The sequence below is a fragment of the Mesorhizobium comanense genome (assembly GCF_005503535.1).
Taxonomy (GTDB): domain Bacteria; phylum Pseudomonadota; class Alphaproteobacteria; order Rhizobiales; family Rhizobiaceae; genus Mesorhizobium; species Mesorhizobium comanense.
On sequence record NZ_SCNN01000020.1, the window covers coordinates 75,682 to 92,829 of the forward strand.

14 protein-coding genes, 2 pseudogenes and 1 riboswitch are annotated in these 17,148 nt (G+C 63.7%); of the genes and pseudogenes, 13 read left to right on the forward strand and 3 right to left on the reverse strand.

Translation table 11 applies throughout. From position 1 onward, the window contains the following. The first annotated feature begins 79 nt into the window (after positions 1-79). From FFS37_RS27165 to FFS37_RS27175, 3 genes are all read left to right on the forward strand, one after another. Positions 80-1,012, forward strand: coding sequence for a DnaJ C-terminal domain-containing protein (locus tag FFS37_RS27165; RefSeq protein WP_137934051.1), 933 nt, complete (start codon positions 80-82; stop codon positions 1,010-1,012). Positions 1,013-1,118: 106 nt separating this feature from the next. Then, positions 1,119-1,937, forward strand: coding sequence for an enoyl-ACP reductase FabI (fabI, locus tag FFS37_RS27170; RefSeq protein ID WP_137934052.1), 819 nt, complete (start codon positions 1,119-1,121; stop codon positions 1,935-1,937). A gap of 52 nt (positions 1,938-1,989) precedes the next feature. Then, positions 1,990-2,577 carry a histidine phosphatase family protein gene (locus FFS37_RS27175; RefSeq protein WP_137934053.1) on the forward strand — a complete coding sequence of 196 codons (588 nt, stop codon included), beginning with the start codon at positions 1,990-1,992 and terminating at the stop codon, positions 2,575-2,577. A gap of 125 nt (positions 2,578-2,702) precedes the next feature. On the opposite strand, the gene FFS37_RS27180 is transcribed toward FFS37_RS27175, so the two are convergent. Beyond that, positions 2,703-2,963 carry a DUF1344 domain-containing protein gene (locus tag FFS37_RS27180; protein ID WP_137934054.1) on the reverse strand — a complete coding sequence of 87 codons (261 nt, stop codon included), beginning with the start codon at positions 2,961-2,963 and terminating at the stop codon, positions 2,703-2,705. Between the two features lie 184 nt (positions 2,964-3,147). Here FFS37_RS27180 and aroC point away from each other — a divergent pair, with 184 nt between their 5' ends. After that, on the forward strand, positions 3,148-4,263 hold the full coding sequence (aroC, locus tag FFS37_RS27185; RefSeq protein WP_137934055.1) for a chorismate synthase: 1,116 nt from the start codon (positions 3,148-3,150) through the stop codon (positions 4,261-4,263). Positions 4,264-4,339: 76 nt separating this feature from the next. Continuing rightward, positions 4,340-5,440, forward strand: a complete 1,101-nt coding sequence (gene ribB / locus FFS37_RS27190; protein ID WP_137934056.1) for a 3,4-dihydroxy-2-butanone-4-phosphate synthase — start codon at positions 4,340-4,342, stop codon at positions 5,438-5,440. A 52-nt stretch (positions 5,441-5,492) separates the two neighbouring features. Here ribB and FFS37_RS27195 read toward each other — a convergent pair whose 3' ends face one another. After that, a complete protein-coding gene (locus FFS37_RS27195) occupies positions 5,493-6,716 on the reverse strand; it encodes an MFS transporter (RefSeq protein WP_137934057.1) in 1,224 nt (407 codons plus the stop codon). Between the two features lie 115 nt (positions 6,717-6,831). On the opposite strand from FFS37_RS27195, the gene FFS37_RS27200 reads away from it, so the two are divergent. Continuing rightward, positions 6,832-7,440 carry a TetR/AcrR family transcriptional regulator gene (locus FFS37_RS27200; RefSeq protein ID WP_137934058.1) on the forward strand — a complete coding sequence of 203 codons (609 nt, stop codon included), beginning with the start codon at positions 6,832-6,834 and terminating at the stop codon, positions 7,438-7,440. 89 nt (positions 7,441-7,529) lie between these two features. Then, positions 7,530-8,514: pseudogene (locus tag FFS37_RS27205) on the forward strand (hypothetical protein). 164 nt (positions 8,515-8,678) lie between these two features. Here the strand turns inward: FFS37_RS27205 and bluB are convergent. Then, positions 8,679-9,260, reverse strand: a pseudogene (bluB, locus tag FFS37_RS36210) (5,6-dimethylbenzimidazole synthase); the annotation flags it as partial. 100 nt (positions 9,261-9,360) lie between these two features. Further along, a riboswitch (cobalamin riboswitch) is annotated at positions 9,361-9,542 on the reverse strand. 178 nt (positions 9,543-9,720) lie between these two features. On the opposite strand from bluB, the gene FFS37_RS27215 reads away from it, so the two are divergent. The 6 genes from FFS37_RS27215 to dxs all read left to right on the forward strand — a co-directional run bounded on the left by FFS37_RS27215 (position 9,721) and on the right by dxs (position 17,002). Beyond that, positions 9,721-10,647: a histone deacetylase family protein gene (locus tag FFS37_RS27215; protein ID WP_137934060.1), complete on the forward strand. Its 927-nt coding sequence runs from the start codon at positions 9,721-9,723 to the stop codon at positions 10,645-10,647. Between the two features lie 3 nt (positions 10,648-10,650). Next, on the forward strand, positions 10,651-10,902 hold the full coding sequence (locus FFS37_RS27220) for an exodeoxyribonuclease VII small subunit (protein WP_137934061.1): 252 nt from the start codon (positions 10,651-10,653) through the stop codon (positions 10,900-10,902). A gap of 41 nt (positions 10,903-10,943) precedes the next feature. Continuing rightward, positions 10,944-11,210 carry a DUF2277 domain-containing protein gene (locus FFS37_RS27225; RefSeq protein ID WP_137934062.1) on the forward strand — a complete coding sequence of 89 codons (267 nt, stop codon included), beginning with the start codon at positions 10,944-10,946 and terminating at the stop codon, positions 11,208-11,210. A gap of 9 nt (positions 11,211-11,219) precedes the next feature. Further along, positions 11,220-12,140, forward strand: a complete 921-nt coding sequence (locus FFS37_RS27230; protein WP_137934063.1) for a pirin family protein — start codon at positions 11,220-11,222, stop codon at positions 12,138-12,140. A 401-nt stretch (positions 12,141-12,541) separates the two neighbouring features. Then, the gene (locus FFS37_RS27235; protein WP_171026439.1) at positions 12,542-14,911 is read left to right on the forward strand and encodes an autotransporter outer membrane beta-barrel domain-containing protein; all 2,370 of its coding nucleotides are present in this window, start codon (positions 12,542-12,544) and stop codon (positions 14,909-14,911) included. A gap of 177 nt (positions 14,912-15,088) precedes the next feature. Beyond that, positions 15,089-17,002, forward strand: coding sequence for a 1-deoxy-D-xylulose-5-phosphate synthase (dxs, locus tag FFS37_RS27240; protein ID WP_137934065.1), 1,914 nt, complete (start codon positions 15,089-15,091; stop codon positions 17,000-17,002). Positions 17,003-17,148: the final 146 nt, after the last annotated feature.

A 17,148-nucleotide genomic window follows, 5' to 3' on the forward strand; every position in this document is an offset into this window, starting at 1 on the left:
GTCCGCCACTGGAATTTCTTCCTATGCGAGCGCATATAGGAGGCAAGTATGGACTCAACTCATCTCCAGGGCAGAATTGATGCGCGACCCGTATGAGGTGCTGGGCGTTGCAAAGAACGCATCGGCCAAGGATATAAAATCGGCCTATCGGAAGCTCGCCAAGAAGCATCATCCGGACCAAAATCCGAATGATCCGAAGGCGAAGGACCGTTTTGCCGCGGCCAACCAGGCCTATGAGATCGTTGGCGACGAGAAGAATCGCGCGGCCTTCGATCGCGGCGAGATCGACGCCGCCGGCAAGCCGCGCTTCCAGGGTTTCGAAGGCGCCGCCGGCGGTGGCGATCCTTTTGCCGGGTTTCGCCGCCAGCAGCAGGGCGCCGGCGGCTCTCGATTCGAATTCCGGTCGGGCCGCCCGGGCGGCGATCCGTTCGACGGCAACAGCGATATTTTCAGCCAGATATTCGGCGACGCCTTTTCCGGAGCGCGCGGCGCAAGCGCCGGCGATCGCCGCCAACCCGCGACGGCTGCCGACCTGAACGTGACGCTGGACGTCACCATCGAGGAAGCGGCCAACGCCGAAAAGGTGACGGCGATGTTCCCCGATGGCCGCAAGGTAGCGGTCAAGCTGCCGGCTTACGTCGAGGATGGCCAGACCATCCGGCTCAAGGGACAGGGCGAGCAAGGCCCCGGCCAGCCGGGCGATGCGCTGGTCAAGATCCATATCCGCCGCCATCCGCGCTACCGCGTCGAGGGGCGTGACCTGCACGCCGATCTGCCGGTGCCGCTGGCCGATGCCGTGCTGGGCGCCAAGGTGCCTGTCGAGACGCCGACCGGCAGGCTCGCTGTCAATGTTCCGGCATGGTCGAGCTCAGACAAGGTGTTGCGCCTGAAGGGCAGGGGTCTGCCGGAAAAGGCGGGTGGGCATGGCGATCTCTATGCCCATGTGCGCATCATGCTGCCCGAAGGTGGAGACAGCGCCCTGGAAGTGTTGCTGCGCGGCCAAAAAGGTTGATCGTCGGCTTTTGTCCCCCGAACTGTCCGGTTTGAGCGCTTGAAGGGGCTGTGTGCCTGTGCGATAGGCACTCCACAAAGCAGAATATCTTGCGGAGAGCACGCACATGGCGGGTGGACAGGGCCTGATGGCCGGCAAGCGCGGCCTGATTCTCGGCGTCGCGAACAACAGGTCGATCGCCTTCGGCATCGCCAAGGCGTGCGTCGACCACGGCGCCGAAATCGCGCTCACCTATCAGGGTGAGGCGTTCAAGAAGCGCGTCGAGCCGCTGGCGGCGGAACTGGGCGCCTATGTCGCCGGCCATTGCGACGTTACCGATCCGTCGAGCCTGGACGAGGTTTTCTCCAATGTCGCCAGTCATTGGGGCAAGATCGACTTTCTGGTCCATGCCATCGCCTTTTCCGACAAGGACGAACTGACCGGCCGCTATGTCGAGACCACGCGCGACAATTTCCTGCGCACCATGGACATTTCGGTGTTTTCCTTCACCACCATCGCCAAGCGTGCCGAAGCGCTGATGCCCGATGGCGGCTCCCTGCTGACGCTGACCTATTACGGCGCCGAAAAGGTGATGCCGCACTACAACGTCATGGGTGTCGCCAAGGCGGCGCTGGAAGCCAGCGTGCGTTATCTCGCCGTCGATCTCGGCGCCAAGAAGATCCGGGTCAACGCGATCTCCGCGGGCCCGATCAAGACCCTGGCCGCCTCGGGCATCGGCGACTTCCGCTACATCCTGAAGTGGAACGAGTACAATTCGCCGCTGAAGCAGACGGTGACCCAGGAAGAGGTCGGCGATTCCGGCGTCTATTTCCTCTCCGACCTGTCGCGTGGCGTCACCGGCGAGGTGCATCATGTCGATTCCGGCTATCACGTGGTCGGCATGAAGGCGGTCGACGCGCCGGATATTTCGACGGTCAAGGACTAGTTTTCCTTAGCCCATCCTTCGCCCAGGCCCAGGCCCGACCCCGGAAGACCTGATGTATCCGCTGGTTTATATCGTGCGCCACGGCCAGACCGCGTGGAACGCCGAATTCCGGCTGCAGGGGCAGGCCGATACCGACCTCAATGTTCTCGGTCGCGAACAGGCCACGCAGAACGGCCGTCATCTGGCCGCGCTCGTCAGCGATGTCGGGGATTTCGACTTCGTCGCCAGCCCGATGCGGCGGACGCGCGAAACCATGGAGCGCATCCGCGCGGCCATGGCGCTCGATCCGCTTGCCTATCGGACGGACGTCAGGCTGATCGAGGTCAATTTTGGTGACTGGCAGAGTTTCACGTTCGCCGAACTTGAAAAGCAGTCCCCCGGCGCAAGTCGGTCACGCGCTCTGGACAAATGGAACTTTCAGCCGCCGGGCGACGGGGCGGAAAGCTACCAGATGCTGCTCGAACGGGTGAAGCCCTGCTTCGATGAGATGGCGCGCCAGACGGTCTGCGTTACCCATGGCGGCGTCATGCGCACCTTGTTCCGGTTCGTGCTCGGCATGGCCGAGGACGAAGCGGCGAACCTGGAGATACCGCAGGATCGCGTGCTCCGGCTGCAGGGCAGCAGCCTGGAGTGGCTCTAGGCTGATTTCAGGAAAAATCTGTAACGGTTTTCCGCCCGGAAACCAGGCGGCGGATGCAACGCGTCCCAGCCGGCCCGGCTCGACGCCGAGCGTTCCCCTGAAACCGTTCAACCGGGCGGAAAAGCCTAGTTCGTGTCGCTGTCGGGCAGCTGCATGTCCGTGACGACATTCTCGCCATTCGTCACGTCATAGGCAATGACGATGTCCATGCCGGGCTTGAGCGAGTCGATGTCGGTCTCGGCATTGAGCTTGTAGGATTTGCCGTCGTCCAGTGTCAGGGTCAGCGCGTCCTTGTCTATCTTCTTGATCAGGCCTTCGGTCTGGCCCGCGAAAGCGGCGGTGGCAAACAGCAGCGTGGCGGCAACAGCGCCAATCAGGGTACGCATCATCGTCCTCTTTGGTCATTGCGCCGGCACTTTGGCGGCGGGTCCTCAACGGCGAATGGAAGAAAGCAGAAACCAGCCGAATGTGTCAAAACTTAAACGTCGGGGATGACAGTTTGACCACTGTGGAAAACGCCAATAGAAGGCAGGCTTCAGCCGGCTTCCATGCCGGGCAGGGCTCTTTTGCATGTCTCACAACACGTTCGGCCACCTTTTCCGCGTCACCACCTGGGGTGAAAGCCACGGCGCAGCGCTCGGCTGCGTGGTCGACGGCTGTCCGCCGGGCATCCGCTTCACGCGCGACGAAATCCAGGCGGAGCTCGACAAGCGCCGGCCCGGCCAGTCCCGCTTCGTCACCCAGCGGCGCGAACCCGACGAGGTGAAGGTGCTTTCCGGCTTCGTGCTGGACGAGGACGGTGTCACCATGATCACCACCGGCACGCCGGTGTCGATGCTGATCGAGAATGTCGACCAGCGCTCGAAGGACTATGGCGAGATCGCACGCCAGTTCCGCCCGGGCCACGCCGACTACACCTATGACGTCAAATACGGCATACGCGACTATCGCGGCGGCGGCCGCTCCTCGGCGCGCGAGACGGCGGCGCGTGTGGCTGCCGGCGCGCTTGCCCGCAAGGTCGTTCCGGGCATGGTGGTGCGCGGCGCGCTGGTGTCGATGGGCGAGAAATCGATCGACCGCGCCAACTGGAACTGGAATTTCATAGGCGACGCGGAAAACCCGTTCTTCACGCCGGATCCCGCGTCGATTCCTGTGTTCACGCAGTATCTCGACGGCATCCGCAAGGCCGGATCGTCGGTCGGCGCGGTCATCGAGATTGTCGCTGACGGCGTGCCGCCGGGGCTCGGCGCGCCGATTTATGCCAAGCTCGACCAGGATATCGCATCCGGCCTGATGTCGATCAACGCCGTCAAGGGCGTGGAAATCGGCAACGGTTTCGAGGCGGCCCGCATCACCGGCGAGCAGAATGCCGACGAGATGCGCATGGGCAACGACGGCAATCCGGTGTTCCTGTCCAACAACGCGGGCGGCATTCTGGGCGGCATCTCGACCGGGCAGGCGATCATTGCCCGCTTTGCCGTCAAGCCGACTTCGTCGATCCTGACGCCGCGAAAGTCGATCGACAAGGACGGCCGCGATGTCGAGGTCATGACCAAGGGCCGCCACGACCCCTGCGTGGGCATCCGCGCCGTGCCGATCGGCGAGGCCATGGTCGCCTGCGCCATCGCCGATCACTACCTGCGCCATCGAGGCCAGACGGGGAAGGGAATAGGTAGTAGGGAATAGGCAGTAGGCCGCCCGAGACAGCCTTTCTTTTCCCTACTGCCTACTCCCTATTCCCTGCGAGCGAAGCGAGCATCCAATGCCTTACGACCAGAAGAAGATCGTCGAAGCCATCCGCGCCTTCGAGCGCGGCGAGATCGTCGTTGTCATGGACGATGACGGCCGCGAGAACGAGGGCGACCTGATTGTCGCCGCGGTTCACTGCACGCCGGAGAAAATGGCCTTCATCGTGCGCAACACCTCCGGCATCGTCTGCACGCCAATGCCGCGCGAGGAGGCCAAGCGGCTCAACCTCGCGCCGATGGTCGCCGACAATGATTCCGCCCACACCACCGCCTTCACCGTCAGCGTCGACTTCAAGCATGGCACGACGACCGGCATTTCGGCCGACGACCGCACGCTGACCGTGCGCAACCTCGCCAACGGCAATGTCGGCGCCTCGGACTTCGTGCGCCCCGGCCACATCTTTCCCCTCATCGCGCGAGAGGGCGGCGTACTGATGCGCTCGGGCCATACCGAGGCGGCGGTCGACCTGTGCAAGCTCGCCGGCCTGCCGCTGATCGGCGTCATCTCGGAACTGGTCAATGATGACGGCACCGTCAAGCGTGGCCCGCAGGTCGCGGCCTTCGCCGAGGAGCACGGCCTCAAGCAGGTTTCGGTCGCCGATCTCATCGCCTACCGCCAGCGCAAGGAAACGCTGGTCGAGCGCGTCGCCTGTTCCGAGATCGATACGCTCGGCGGCAAGGCGCAGGTTTTCACCTACACGCTGCCCTGGGACACGATGCATCACGTCGCCGTCGTCTTCGGCGACATCCGCGACGGCGAGGATGTGCCGGTGCGACTGCATTCCGAGGATGTGGTGACCGACGTCTTCGGCACCAGCCACCGGCTGGACGCCATCATGAAGGCGATGGGCGAACGCAAGCGCGGCGTCATCGTCTATCTGCGCGAGGGTTCCGTCGGTGTCGCTCACCAGGAGCGCAAGCGGCCTCAATCCGGTGATCGCGAGGACCATGAGGAGGCGCGCCGGCGCGAAAGCGAATGGCGCGAGATCGGCCTCGGTGCGCAAATCCTGAAGGACCTCGGTATTTCCTCGATCAACCTCATTGCCTCGCGCGAGCGCCACTATGTTGGTCTCGAAGGCTTTGGCATTCACATCGCGAAGACCGAGATCATCTAAGGCCGAATGACGAGGCGCCCGGTCTCTGTCGGACCGGGCGCTTATGAAAAGCTCATTCCGCGGGAACCACGGCGGCCTCGCATCCCTCCAGGTCGCATCTGTGAATGGCAAGGCTGCGTTGTCCCAGCAGCACCGTCGCCAGTGCGATAACGCCCGAGGCCACGGAGACCCAGAACCCGTTCTGGGCGCCGAACGTGTCCACCACCGCGCCGGCGACGAATGATCCCAGCGCCATGCCGATGCCGATGCCCGTGGTCACCCAGGTGATGCCCTCGGTCAGCATGGTTTCCGGTACATGCCGTTCTATCAGGCCGAAGGCCGTGATGAAGGTCGGCGAGATCGCCACGCCGCTGATGAAGACGGTGACGGCGAGCAGCGGCACGCTCCCCGCGGTCAGCGGCAGCAACGTGCCGAGCGCCACCAGGGCGACCGCGATGGCGAGTTGGCGCTGCAGCGGTGCTCTCAGGTTGAGCGCGCCGATGATGATGCCAAGGATGAACGATCCCAGAGCATAGACGCCGATGACCAGGCTGGCGGCACTGGGTTGGCCGAGCTCCTTGGTGATCGCCACGGTGCTCACTTCCGTCGTGGCAAAGGTCGCGCCAATGAAGATCAGGGCGAAGGTGATGATCTGCACCGGCCGCAGGCGGATGGCCGAGCCGCCTGAACCCTGTACCATCGGCCGCACCTGGGGCTCGGTCGATCGCTGCAGGATGAACGCTGTCGACCCAAGGGCCAGGAACAGGGTGCTGGCGATCATGCCCGCTTCCGGGAACAGGCCGGCGCTGAGGCCTACCGACAGCGATGCGCCGGCGATGTAGACCAGTTCGTCCGCGGCCGATTCGAAGGCGAAGGCGGTGTTCATCTGCGGCCGGCCGCGAAAAAGCTCGGTCCAGCGGGCGCGTACCATTGCCGGCATGCTGGGCATGGCGGCGGCGAGCAATGCCGACACGAATAGCGTCCAGACCGGCCAGTCCTGATTGGCAGCCGCGATCAGGACCGCGAAGGCGACCACGGAGATGAAGGTGGTGGGCGCCACGATCCGTGTCTGGCCAAGGCGGTCTACCAGCCTCGATATCTGCGGCGCCAGGAAGGCATTGGTGAGCGCGAATGTGGCGGCGACCGCACCCGCCAGCCAGTATTCGCCGCGCGTCTGCGACAGCATCGCCACGATGCCGATCGGCGCCATGGCGATCGGCAGGCGCGCCATGAAACCGGCGGTCGCGAATCCCCAGGCTCCGGGGGCACGGAAGATTTCCGAATAGGGGTTTTGCATGGGCTTTCCTCGACAAAGGAGGGTTGGACAATTACATACGGAACGTATGGGTGTTAGATAGATCATACGCCCCGTATGTCAATTGGCATACGAGGCGTATGTGGATGAGGCCAGCATGCACAGACCGCGCAAGGAGATGATCGCCGAGACACGCGCCAAACTGATCGCCGCCGCCCGCCAGGCGTTCGGCACGATCGGTTATGCGCAGGCCTCGATGGATGATTTCACCGCGTCGGCCGGGCTGACGCGGGGCGCCCTCTATCATCACTTCGGCGACAAGAAGGGGTTGCTGGAGGCGGTCATCGCCGAGATCGACGCCGAGATGGCGGCCCGCGTCAACGAGGTGGCGTCGAGGGCGCCGACCCGTTGGCAGCATTTCGTCGACGAGTGCACGACCTATATCGAGATGGCGCTGGAGCCGGAAATCCAGCGCATCATGTTCCGGGATGGCCCGGCGGTTCTGGGCGATCCCGCACAGTGGTCGAACGCCAATGCGTGCGTCGGCTCGATGGCCGGCCATCTGAGCGCCTTGCAAAGGGAAGGGGTCGTCGTCGACAGCCTCGACCCGGAGACCACGGCGCGGCTGATCAACGGGGCAAGTAGCCAGGCCTCGCAGCGGATCGCCAATTCGAACGATCCTGAAGCAACCTCGAAAATGGTGGTCGCCGCCTTCAAGCAATTGCTGGAGGGGCTGCTCAGCAAGCCGCAATCACGGCCGAGCTAAACCGCCGCGACGATCCCGCCATCACCCGCAATTGACATCAGCGGGTTTGAGAGCATCCTCCCCAACCATCTCTGAGGGGGATTCGGGGCATGTGGGATTTCGATATCGGCCGGTCGGTGTCCATCATGATGCGGACCTGGCCCCTTCATTGTCTTTCGCATGATCGTCTATTTCGGCATCACGCTGGCCTACATCGTGGCCACCGGCACTGGTGCCTCGGTTGGCTATGGCGTCGGCCATATCTCCACCGATCCCGACGGGCCGCTGTCATTTGCCATGTGGGGCGGAATTGTCGGTTTCGGGATCGTGTCGATCGCCGTCTACTGGATCCGCGAATATATCCTCTACGTCGTCAAGGCCGGGCATATAGCCGTCATGGTCCACCTGATCGACGGCCATGACGTTCCGGACGGCCAGAACCAGATTGCCTATGCAAGGGAGGTGGTGGCCGCGCGTTTTGCCGAGGCCAACATCCTTTTCGTCGTCGACCAACTGGTCAAGGGCGCCATCCGCGCCATCACCGGCCTGCTCGGCGGTATCGCCGCCTTCCTGCCCATTCCCGGTTTGAGCGGCCTGGTCTCCTTCCTCAACACGGTGATCCGCCTGTCGTTGACCTATGTCGACGAGATCATCCTCGGCTACAACATCCGCATCAATTCGGCCTCGCCGTTCGAGACCGCTCGCCAGGCTGTGGTGCTCTATGCCCAGAACGGCAAGATCATGGTCAAGAACGCCGTCTGGCTGGCCGTCATCATGTGGGGTGTGTCGTTCGTGATCTTCCTGCTGATGCTGGCGCCTGCCGCAGCGATTCTTTTCATCATGCCGGGGCAACTCGCCGGCTGGGCCTTCGTGCTCGCGATCGTTTTCGCCTGGGCGTTCAAGGCAGCCTTCATCGAACCCTTCGCCATCGCCTGCCTGATGCAGGTCTATTTCAAGACCATCGAAGGCCAGGTGCCGGATCCCGCTTGGGACGCACGGCTCGCGGAGGCGTCGTCGAAGTTCAGGGAATTGAAGGACAAGGCGCTGGCCTCCTTCGGCGGCTCGCGCTGGGGCACGGCAGGCGCGACGCGCTGACTGGCGGGGCTTGGCGGGACCGCAGCAACGCCGTTGAGACGGGCCGTCGCCGACTTGAGCGACGCTTCGCCTTGCCCGCGAAACGTCTCGCTCATGATCAGCTCGGGCAAGGGCAGGCGCCGGCCCCACCCCTGCGTTTCAAGGTCCGGTTTGGGTGCAAACTGCGAAACACGGCCGACGCAGAGATAGGCGATCGGCGTCACATGCTCCGGAATGGACAGCAGGTCCTTGAGCGCCTGTGCCTCGATGATGCTGACCCAGCCGACGCCGACGCCTTCGGCGCGTGCCGCCAGCCAGAAATTCTGCACCGCGCAGACCGTGCTGTAGAGATCCATCTGCGGATTGTGAAAGCGCCCCAGCGGTGAGCCTTGCGAGCGCTCCCGGTCGCAGGTGATGCAGATGTTGAGCGCGCTTTCGCAGATGCCTTCCAGCTTGAGCTTGCGGTAGAGCGCCTGCCTTTCCGCCTCGATGGCCGGCAATTCCTGCTCGCGCGCGGCCAGGAAAAGGTCGCGCACCTCTGCCCGACGCGCCGCGTCGCGGATCACGATGAAATTCCAGGGCTGCATGAAACCGACCGACGGCGCGTGATGGGCGGCGAGCAGAAGCCGGGCCAGCACCTCGTCGTCTATGGTCTCCGACGTGAAATGGCTGCGCACGTCACGCCGCGTGAACATGGCGCGATAAACCGCCTCGCGCGCCAATTGATCAAAGCCGTCATGCATTTGAGCGGTCATGTCTTCCAGCATCGCTTGTCCCCTTGCGATTGCAGCAGTTCAACCCTTCAGAGCGCACTTTGTGAGTCCAAGTGGACGCACGTCGCTCTGATGCCAGCCGCCTGACCATGCGGATGACGGTTCCTGCCAGGCCGGTCTTCTGGCTCGGGATCAACCCGCGTCCGGCGCCTTCCCGTCATCGACAGTGGCATTTACCGGCGCGGTCCCCCTTACAGCGTTGGGCACGCCACGGAGTTCAACCGTGTTCCCGATTCTCCCGCCGGAGCATTTGCAGCCAAATGAAATCACTTGGCGTCGCACAATGCGGCTAAACAAACAGACCGGCGGGCACCAGGCAGTGGCCGTGACCTTACGCCGAAGCGTCAGCCACGCCAATCCCCGCGGCGACGCGAATGGACGCAGACGCGATTTTCCCCAGCGATCAAAGTCGGGCGCATGGCCTTTGTGCCTCGGCGGCACTAGATAGGGGGGCATGGCTACCCGTCTCTACACGCACCCGATCTTTCTCGACCACATCACGCCGCCCGGTCATCCAGAGCGGCCGGACCGTTTGCGCGCCATCGAGCGTGTGCTCGACGATGAAGCCTTCGCCGCGCTCGATCGCGTCCAGGCGACTGAAGGCGATGAAGCCACCATCCTTTATGCGCACCCCGCTGATTTCGTCGCTCGCGTGCGCGCCGCCATCCCGGAGGAGGGGATTGCCCGCATCGATGCCGATACCACCGCGAGCCCCAAGAGCTGGCAGGCAGTGATCACGGCGATAGGCGCGGCCAACGCCGCCGTCGACGACGTCTTTGCGGGCCGCGCCGACAATGTCTTCGTCGCCGCGCGGCCTCCCGGCCACCATGCCGAAAAGGCGACGGCGATGGGTTTCTGTTTCTTCAACACGGCGGCGATCGCGGCGCGCTACGCGCAGAAGAAACATGGCGTCGAGCGCGTTGCCGTCGTCGACTGGGATGTGCATCACGGCAATGGCACGCAGGATATCTTCTGGGACGATCCATCGGTGCTCTATTGTTCGACGCACCAGATGCCGCTCTATCCCGGCACGGGCGCGAAGAACGAGACTGGTGCCGGCAACATCGTCAACGCGCCATTGGCGCCACAGACAGGCAGTGAGGTGTTCCGCGATGCCTTCCTGTCGCGCGTGCTGCCCGCGCTCGACAATTTCGCGCCCGACCTGATCATCATTTCGGCAGGCTTCGACGCGCATCACCGTGATCCGCTGGCCGAGATCAATCTGACCGAGGATGATTTCGACTGGGCGACAGGCCAGCTGATGCAGCGCGCGGCGCGTCACAGCGGCAACCGGCTCGTCAGCCTGCTCGAGGGCGGCTACGATCTGCAGGGATTGGCATTTTCGGTCGCCGCCCATGTCGGGCGGCTGATGAAAGGATGAATGATGGCTGGTGAAACCAACGAAGACATCAAGGCGATGAGCTTCGAACAGGCACTCGACGGGCTGGAGAAGATCGTCGATGATCTGGAGCGTGGCGATGTGCCGCTCGACCAGTCGATCCGGATCTACGAGCGCGGCGAGGCCCTGAAGGCGCATTGCGACCGGTTGCTGAAGGCCGCCGAGGACAAGGTCGAGAAGATCAGGCTGTCGCGCGACGGCAAGCCGGTCGGGACGGAGCCTCTCGACGCCGAGTAAGCGGGAATGGGCGAGGCGAAAGCAGGTAAGGAGTGAAAGCCATGTGCCGCAACATCAAGACCCTGTTCAACTTCGAGCCGCCGGCGACGAACGACGAGGTGCATGACGCGGCCCTCCAGTTCGTGCGCAAGCTGAGCGGCGCGACAAAGCCCTCCAAGCGCAACGAGCATGCTTTCAACCATGCTGTCGAGGCCATTGCCGCCGTGGCACGCGAATTGATCGATTCTCTCGAAACCACGCAGGAACCGCGCAATCGCGAGGAAGAGGCCGCCAAGGCGAAAGCCAGGTCGGCGCTGCGTTTTGCCTGAGGAGCCGCGATGAGCTTCTTTCCGGGGAAAGACCCTGAAGCGGGCGATGCCTTCGCCAGCGACCAGATCGAGCTGATGGTGATCCCGAACGCCAAGGATATTGGCGGCTTCGAGGTGCGCCGCGCCTTGCCGACCGCCAAGAGGCGGTTGGTCGGTCCCTTCATCTTCTTCGACCGCATGGGTCCGGCGATCCTGCGTGGCGGCCAGGCGATGGATGTCCGTCCGCATCCGCATATCGGCTTGTCCACGGTGACCTATCTGTTCGACGGCAGGATCAGGCATCGCGATTCCCTTGGCACCGAAATGGTCATCGAGCCCGGGGACGTGAATCTGATGACGGCGGGCCGCGGCATCGTGCACTCCGAGCGCACGCCCCAGGAACTGCGCGGCGCGCCGATGTCGATCTCCGGCCTGCAGACCTGGCTTGCCTTGCCGGATGGCAAGGAGGAGGTGGCGCCGGTATTCGAAAACACCGCCGCACTGCGGCTTCCAGAGATCGATGCCGAAGGCGTTCGCGGACGTGTCGTCATCGGCGAGTTTCAGGGACTGCGGTCCCCGGTGCGGGCCGACACCGAAACGCTTTACGCCGACCTCAGACTGGCGCCGGGCGCCGTCGTGAAGATACCGGCCGACGCGGAAGAGCGCGCGATCTATACGCTGGAGGGCGAAGTCTCGATCTCGGGAGATGTCTTCCCGGCCGAAAGGCTGCTGGTCTTCCGCCCCGGCGACGAGATCATCATTACCTCGCAGACCGGTGCGCATTTCATGCTGTTCGGCGGCGCCTCACTCGGCTCGAAGCGTTACATCTGGTGGAATTTCGTCTCCTCATCCAAGGAGCGCATCGAACAGGCCAAGCAGGAATGGAAGACGGGCCGCTTCGATATCGTTCCTGGAGATGAGAAAGAGTTCATCCCGCTGCCGGAAGGCTAGGCTCGCTTTTGGCGCAGAGCCATCCCGTGCCAACGCACTGATCGAAAACATCAAGCGCCTGAATTTGTTTGTGTCTTTGTGACGTCCGCCTTTGCGGGGACGCGCCATGACCGCACTCTCAGCAGAATTAGCCGCAGGGGGAAGATTATTTAACGGGAATGTAGGGAGCGAATTCAAGAGCTTCACTGTAACGCAGTGTCAATGCCCGATATCTCGTATGCGAAGCAAAAAGGCGCTCGCCTGCGACTTGATACATCGATAGTGTCTGTGCGGCTAAGGGGATGGGGCGTTTCATTTTGTACAAGTATATGTCGGCCAACACGGCCTTGTGTTGGGGTTTGTTATTTCTGACGCAGCAGGCGCGAGCAGCCGACGAGCCGATAATCACCGGCACATATGACGTGACCTTCACCGCTCCCGGTCAAACGCTCGCGACGGACCTGCTCGGCGCCGAGGAGGTGACATTCCGTACCGCTGGCTACGACGCGACCTACTCTGGAACCATCGACGGCTTCGTCACCAAAACCGACGCCGGACGGTTGCTGCTCACTGGTTCGCTGACTGTTTCCCACGACGATGTCTACACTCAGGAAATCACCGTCGCCGGAGGCATTCTTGCCGGTTCCGCGGAAACGCTGGGTTCGCATGGAATCTTGCTGGCCGACACGGGGCGGCTCGAGATCACCGGCGGGGTTTTCACCGGTACGGTCACCGGTTACCAGGGCGATGCGGGCATCCTCATCGATGGCCATGATGTCACTTACGCGGGGCCTTCCGGGAACCCCTTCTACGGTCCCATCACCATCCGCAATGGCGGCAACCTGACGATCATGACACGGCGGGTGACCCTAGTCCCGTCGGCGATTGAGGTAGACGGGACGTCCACCCTGACGTTCGGCTCGACCCCCAAGCTGGGTATCTCCGCGCCCATAGTGGTCAGTGACGGCGCGACGATCCATACCGACTATGACTTCAGCCAGGTCGCCAACATCGTCAGCGGCGGTGTGTGGAACAAGACCGGCACCGGCAATCTGTTTTTAAACTCTCCCAACGAATCGGCCGGTGTCAATGTCAAGGCCGGAACACTTACGGTTACGCATCTGACCTTGCCGCCGGTCGTCACCATCTCAAGCGGCGCGAAGGTCGTTTTCGGCCCTCTCGAAGACGGCGGCGTTTACGCCGGTTCGATCAGCGGCGAGGGAGCCGTCGATATCGATGCGCCGGCTTCCCTGGTCTTCACGGGGGTCAACACTTACAGCGGCGATACAAGGATACTGGCCGGCTTGTTGCAGGTCGACGGCTCGATCGCCAGTTCGCATGTGGTTGTCTCCGATGGCGTTAGGCTGGGTGGCGGCGGCAGTGTCGGCTCCATCTCGGTTGCCTCAGGCGGAACGCTTGCGCCCGGCGCCTCGATCGGCACACTGCACACTGGCGACGTGGCGTTCGAGGTTGGGTCGATCTTCGAGGTGGAGGCTGGCGGGACCGGTGCGAGCGACAGGGTCCAGGCAAGCGGCTCGGCCATGATCGGCGGCGGCATTGTCAATGTGCTGGCCGCAAGCGGCAGATACGCCGCCGCCACTACCTACACCATCCTGAGCGCCACAGACGGCAGGGCGGGCGAATTCGATACGGTCACCTCCAACCTGGCGTTTCTGACGCCGACGCTGAGCTATGACGACAAAAACGTCTTTCTGACGCTGACCCGAAACGGCATCGCCTTCTCGCATGCGGGCGCGACTGCCAACCAGATCACCGCGGCGGATGCTATCGAGGCGCTTGGCGGTGGCGATGTGTTCGACGCGGTGGTGCAACTGGCCGTGCCGGAAGCCCGGATTGCCTTCGATCAATTGTCGGGAGAGGTCCATGCGTCTGCCGCCGGCCTGCTGCTGGACGAAGGCGTCCATGTTCGCGACGCGGCACTCCAGCGCTTGCGGGGTGAAACGGTCGATGGCGCGCGGGCCGCATGGCTGCAGAGTTACGGCGCCTTCGGTCAAAGCGAGGGCGATGGCAACACCGCCACGCTCGCGTTTCGCTCGGGCGGTATATTTGCCGGCGCCGACGGCTTTCTCGATGATGGCTGGCAATTGGGCGGGCTGGTTGGCTACTCCAGGGCGACCTTCGATGTCGAGGATCGCAACGCGACCGGCTCGGCCGACACACTGCATCTGGCCGCCTATGGCGGCCGCGATTTCGGCAACCTCCGCCTCCGGACCGGCGCCGCCTATGCCTGGCACGATGTTGAAATCGGCCGCAATGTCGACTTTGGCGGCTTCACCGGCCATCTGTCGGCCGATTATGGCGCGAACACCGGTCAGATCTTTGGCGAGGCTGCCTATGCGTTTAGCTTTGGCGGCGTCACGCTGGAACCGACAGCGTCGCTGGCCTATGCCGGTTACAGCAGCAGGCCTTTCCGCGAGAGCGGCGACGACGCTGCGCTTTCCAGCGCTGGCGTCGATGCCAATGCCGTCTATTCGACGCTCGGCATGCGCGGAGCCGCCCAGCTTGAACTCGACGGCATTGTCGCGCGCACGACAGGCTTCATTGGCTGGCGGCACGGCTTGGACGACCTCCAGCCGAAGGCCGACCTCGTTTTCGCCAATGGCCAGCCCTTCACTGTCCTTGGTGCCGCCGCCGCCCGCAACGTAGCGATTGTGGATTTTGGATTGGATATCCAGGCCGGTTCCGCCGGCATCAACCTTTCCTATTCCGGCCAATTCGGCCCCGGCGCTTCGAGCCAGGCAGTCAAGGCGGGACTGAAGCTGGTGTTTTGAGTAGGGGTAGCGGCGGTGTTGGCACCGTCATGCTGGCCTGCGCCGTGAGCGGATGACTTCTCATTTGCCAGCCGGTCCGCGCCTGCGGTTCGACGATCCGCGTCACCGGCACGCATTTACTTTCGCCTGGCGGCGGCCTATCCCGCTCATGAACAGACAGACCCGAGCAGGCCTCCCGTGAACGCAACGCCGCATACGCCGCTTCTCGACAAGGTCCGCATTCCGGCCGATCTGCGCACTTTGGCCGAGAGCGACCTGCCGCAACTGGCGTCCGAGCTGCGCGCAGAACTGGTCGACGCGGTGTCACGCACCGGCGGCCATCTCGGCGCCGGCCTCGGCGTCGTCGAACTGACAGTGGCCCTGCACTATGTCTTCAACACGCCCGACGACCGGCTGATCTGGGATGTCGGCCACCAGGCCTACCCGCACAAGATCCTCACCGGCCGCCGCGACCGCATCCGCACGCTGCGGCAGGAGGGCGGCCTCTCCGGCTTCACCCGCCGCGCCGAGAGCGAATACGACCCCTTCGGCGCCGCCCACTCCTCGACATCCATCTCCGCCGGCCTCGGCATGGCTGCCGCCCGCGATCTCTCGGGCGGCCGCAACAACGTCATCGCCGTCATCGGCGACGGCGCCATGTCGGCCGGCATGGCCTATGAGGCGATGAACAATGCCGGCGCGCTGGACGCGCGTCTCATCGTCATCCTCAACGACAACGACATGTCGATCGCGCCGCCGACCGGTGCCATGAGCGCCTATCTGGCGCGGCTGGCGTCAGGCAGGGCCTATGTCGGCCTGCGCGATTTCGGCAAGAAGCTGACGTCCTATCTTGGCAAGCGCGCCGACCGCGCCATCACCCGGGCGGTCGAGCATGCGCGCGGCTATGTCACCGGCGGCACGCTGTTCGAGGAACTCGGCTTCTATCACATCGGTCCGATCGACGGTCATAATCTGGAGCATCTGATCCCGGTTCTGAGAAACGTCCGTGACAATGGCGAAGGCCCGGTGCTGATCCATGTCGTCACCCAGAAGGGCAAGGGCTATGCGCCCGCGGAAGCCGCTGCTGACAAATACCATGGCGTCAACAAGTTCGATGTCATCACCGGCGCGCAGGCCAAGGCACCGGCCAATGCACCCGCCTACACCAAGGTGTTCGCCGAAAGCCTGATCCAGGAGGCCCGCGAGGACGACCGTATCGTCGCTGTCACCGCCGCCATGCCGACCGGCACCGGCCTTGATCTGTTCGGCGAGGTTTTCCCGAAGAGAACCTTCGATGTCGGCATCGCCGAGCAGCATGCGGTGACCTTCGCTGCTGGCCTGGCGACGGAAGGATACAAGCCGTTCGCGGCGATCTATTCGACCTTCCTGCAGCGCGCCTACGACCAGGTCGTGCACGACGTGGCGATCCAGAAGCTGCCGGTGCGTTTCCCGATAGACCGCGCCGGCTTCGTCGGCGCCGATGGCGCCACCCATTGCGGCGCCTTCGACACGACTTTCCTGGCCTCGCTCCCGGGCTTCGTCGTCATGGCGGCGGCCGACGAGGCGGAACTGCGCCATATGGTGCGCACGGCCGCAAGCTATGACGATGGCCCGATCGCCTTCCGCTATCCGCGCGGCAACGGCGTCGGCGTCGACATGCCGGAGCGCGGTTCGGTGCTTGAAATCGGCAAGGGCCGTGTCGTCAGGGAAGGCACGAAGGTGGCGCTGCTGTCCTTCGGCACCCGGCTGCAGGACTGTCTGATCGCCGCCGAGGAACTTGGCGCGGCCGGGCTTTCCACCACTGTCGCCGATGCCCGTTTCGCCAAGCCGCTCGACGAGGATCTGGTTCGCCGGCTGGCCCGTTCGCACGAGGTTCTGGTCACGGTGGAGGAGGGCGCCATCGGCGGGTTCGCCAGCCACGTGCTGCAGTTCCTCGCCCATGACCGCCTGCTGGAGAGCGGCCTGAAGGTGCGCCCGCTGGTGCTGCCCGACGCGTTCACCGACCACGCCAAGCCGGAAAAGATGTATAGTGATGCCGGCCTGGATGCCGCCGGCATCGTGCGCACGGTGTTCACCGCGCTCGGCCATACGGTGCGCGCCCAGCGCGCCTGAATCAGAACCTCAACGGCTTGAATCGGTTTGCCGACTTGATTTCGTAACGCATTGTTAACACTGCCGTTTGGCGTTTTGCTTACCGTGTCCCTTGGCCGTTTTTCAACGGCGCCCTGCTAGATCGGCATCAGGCAGGGAGACAACAA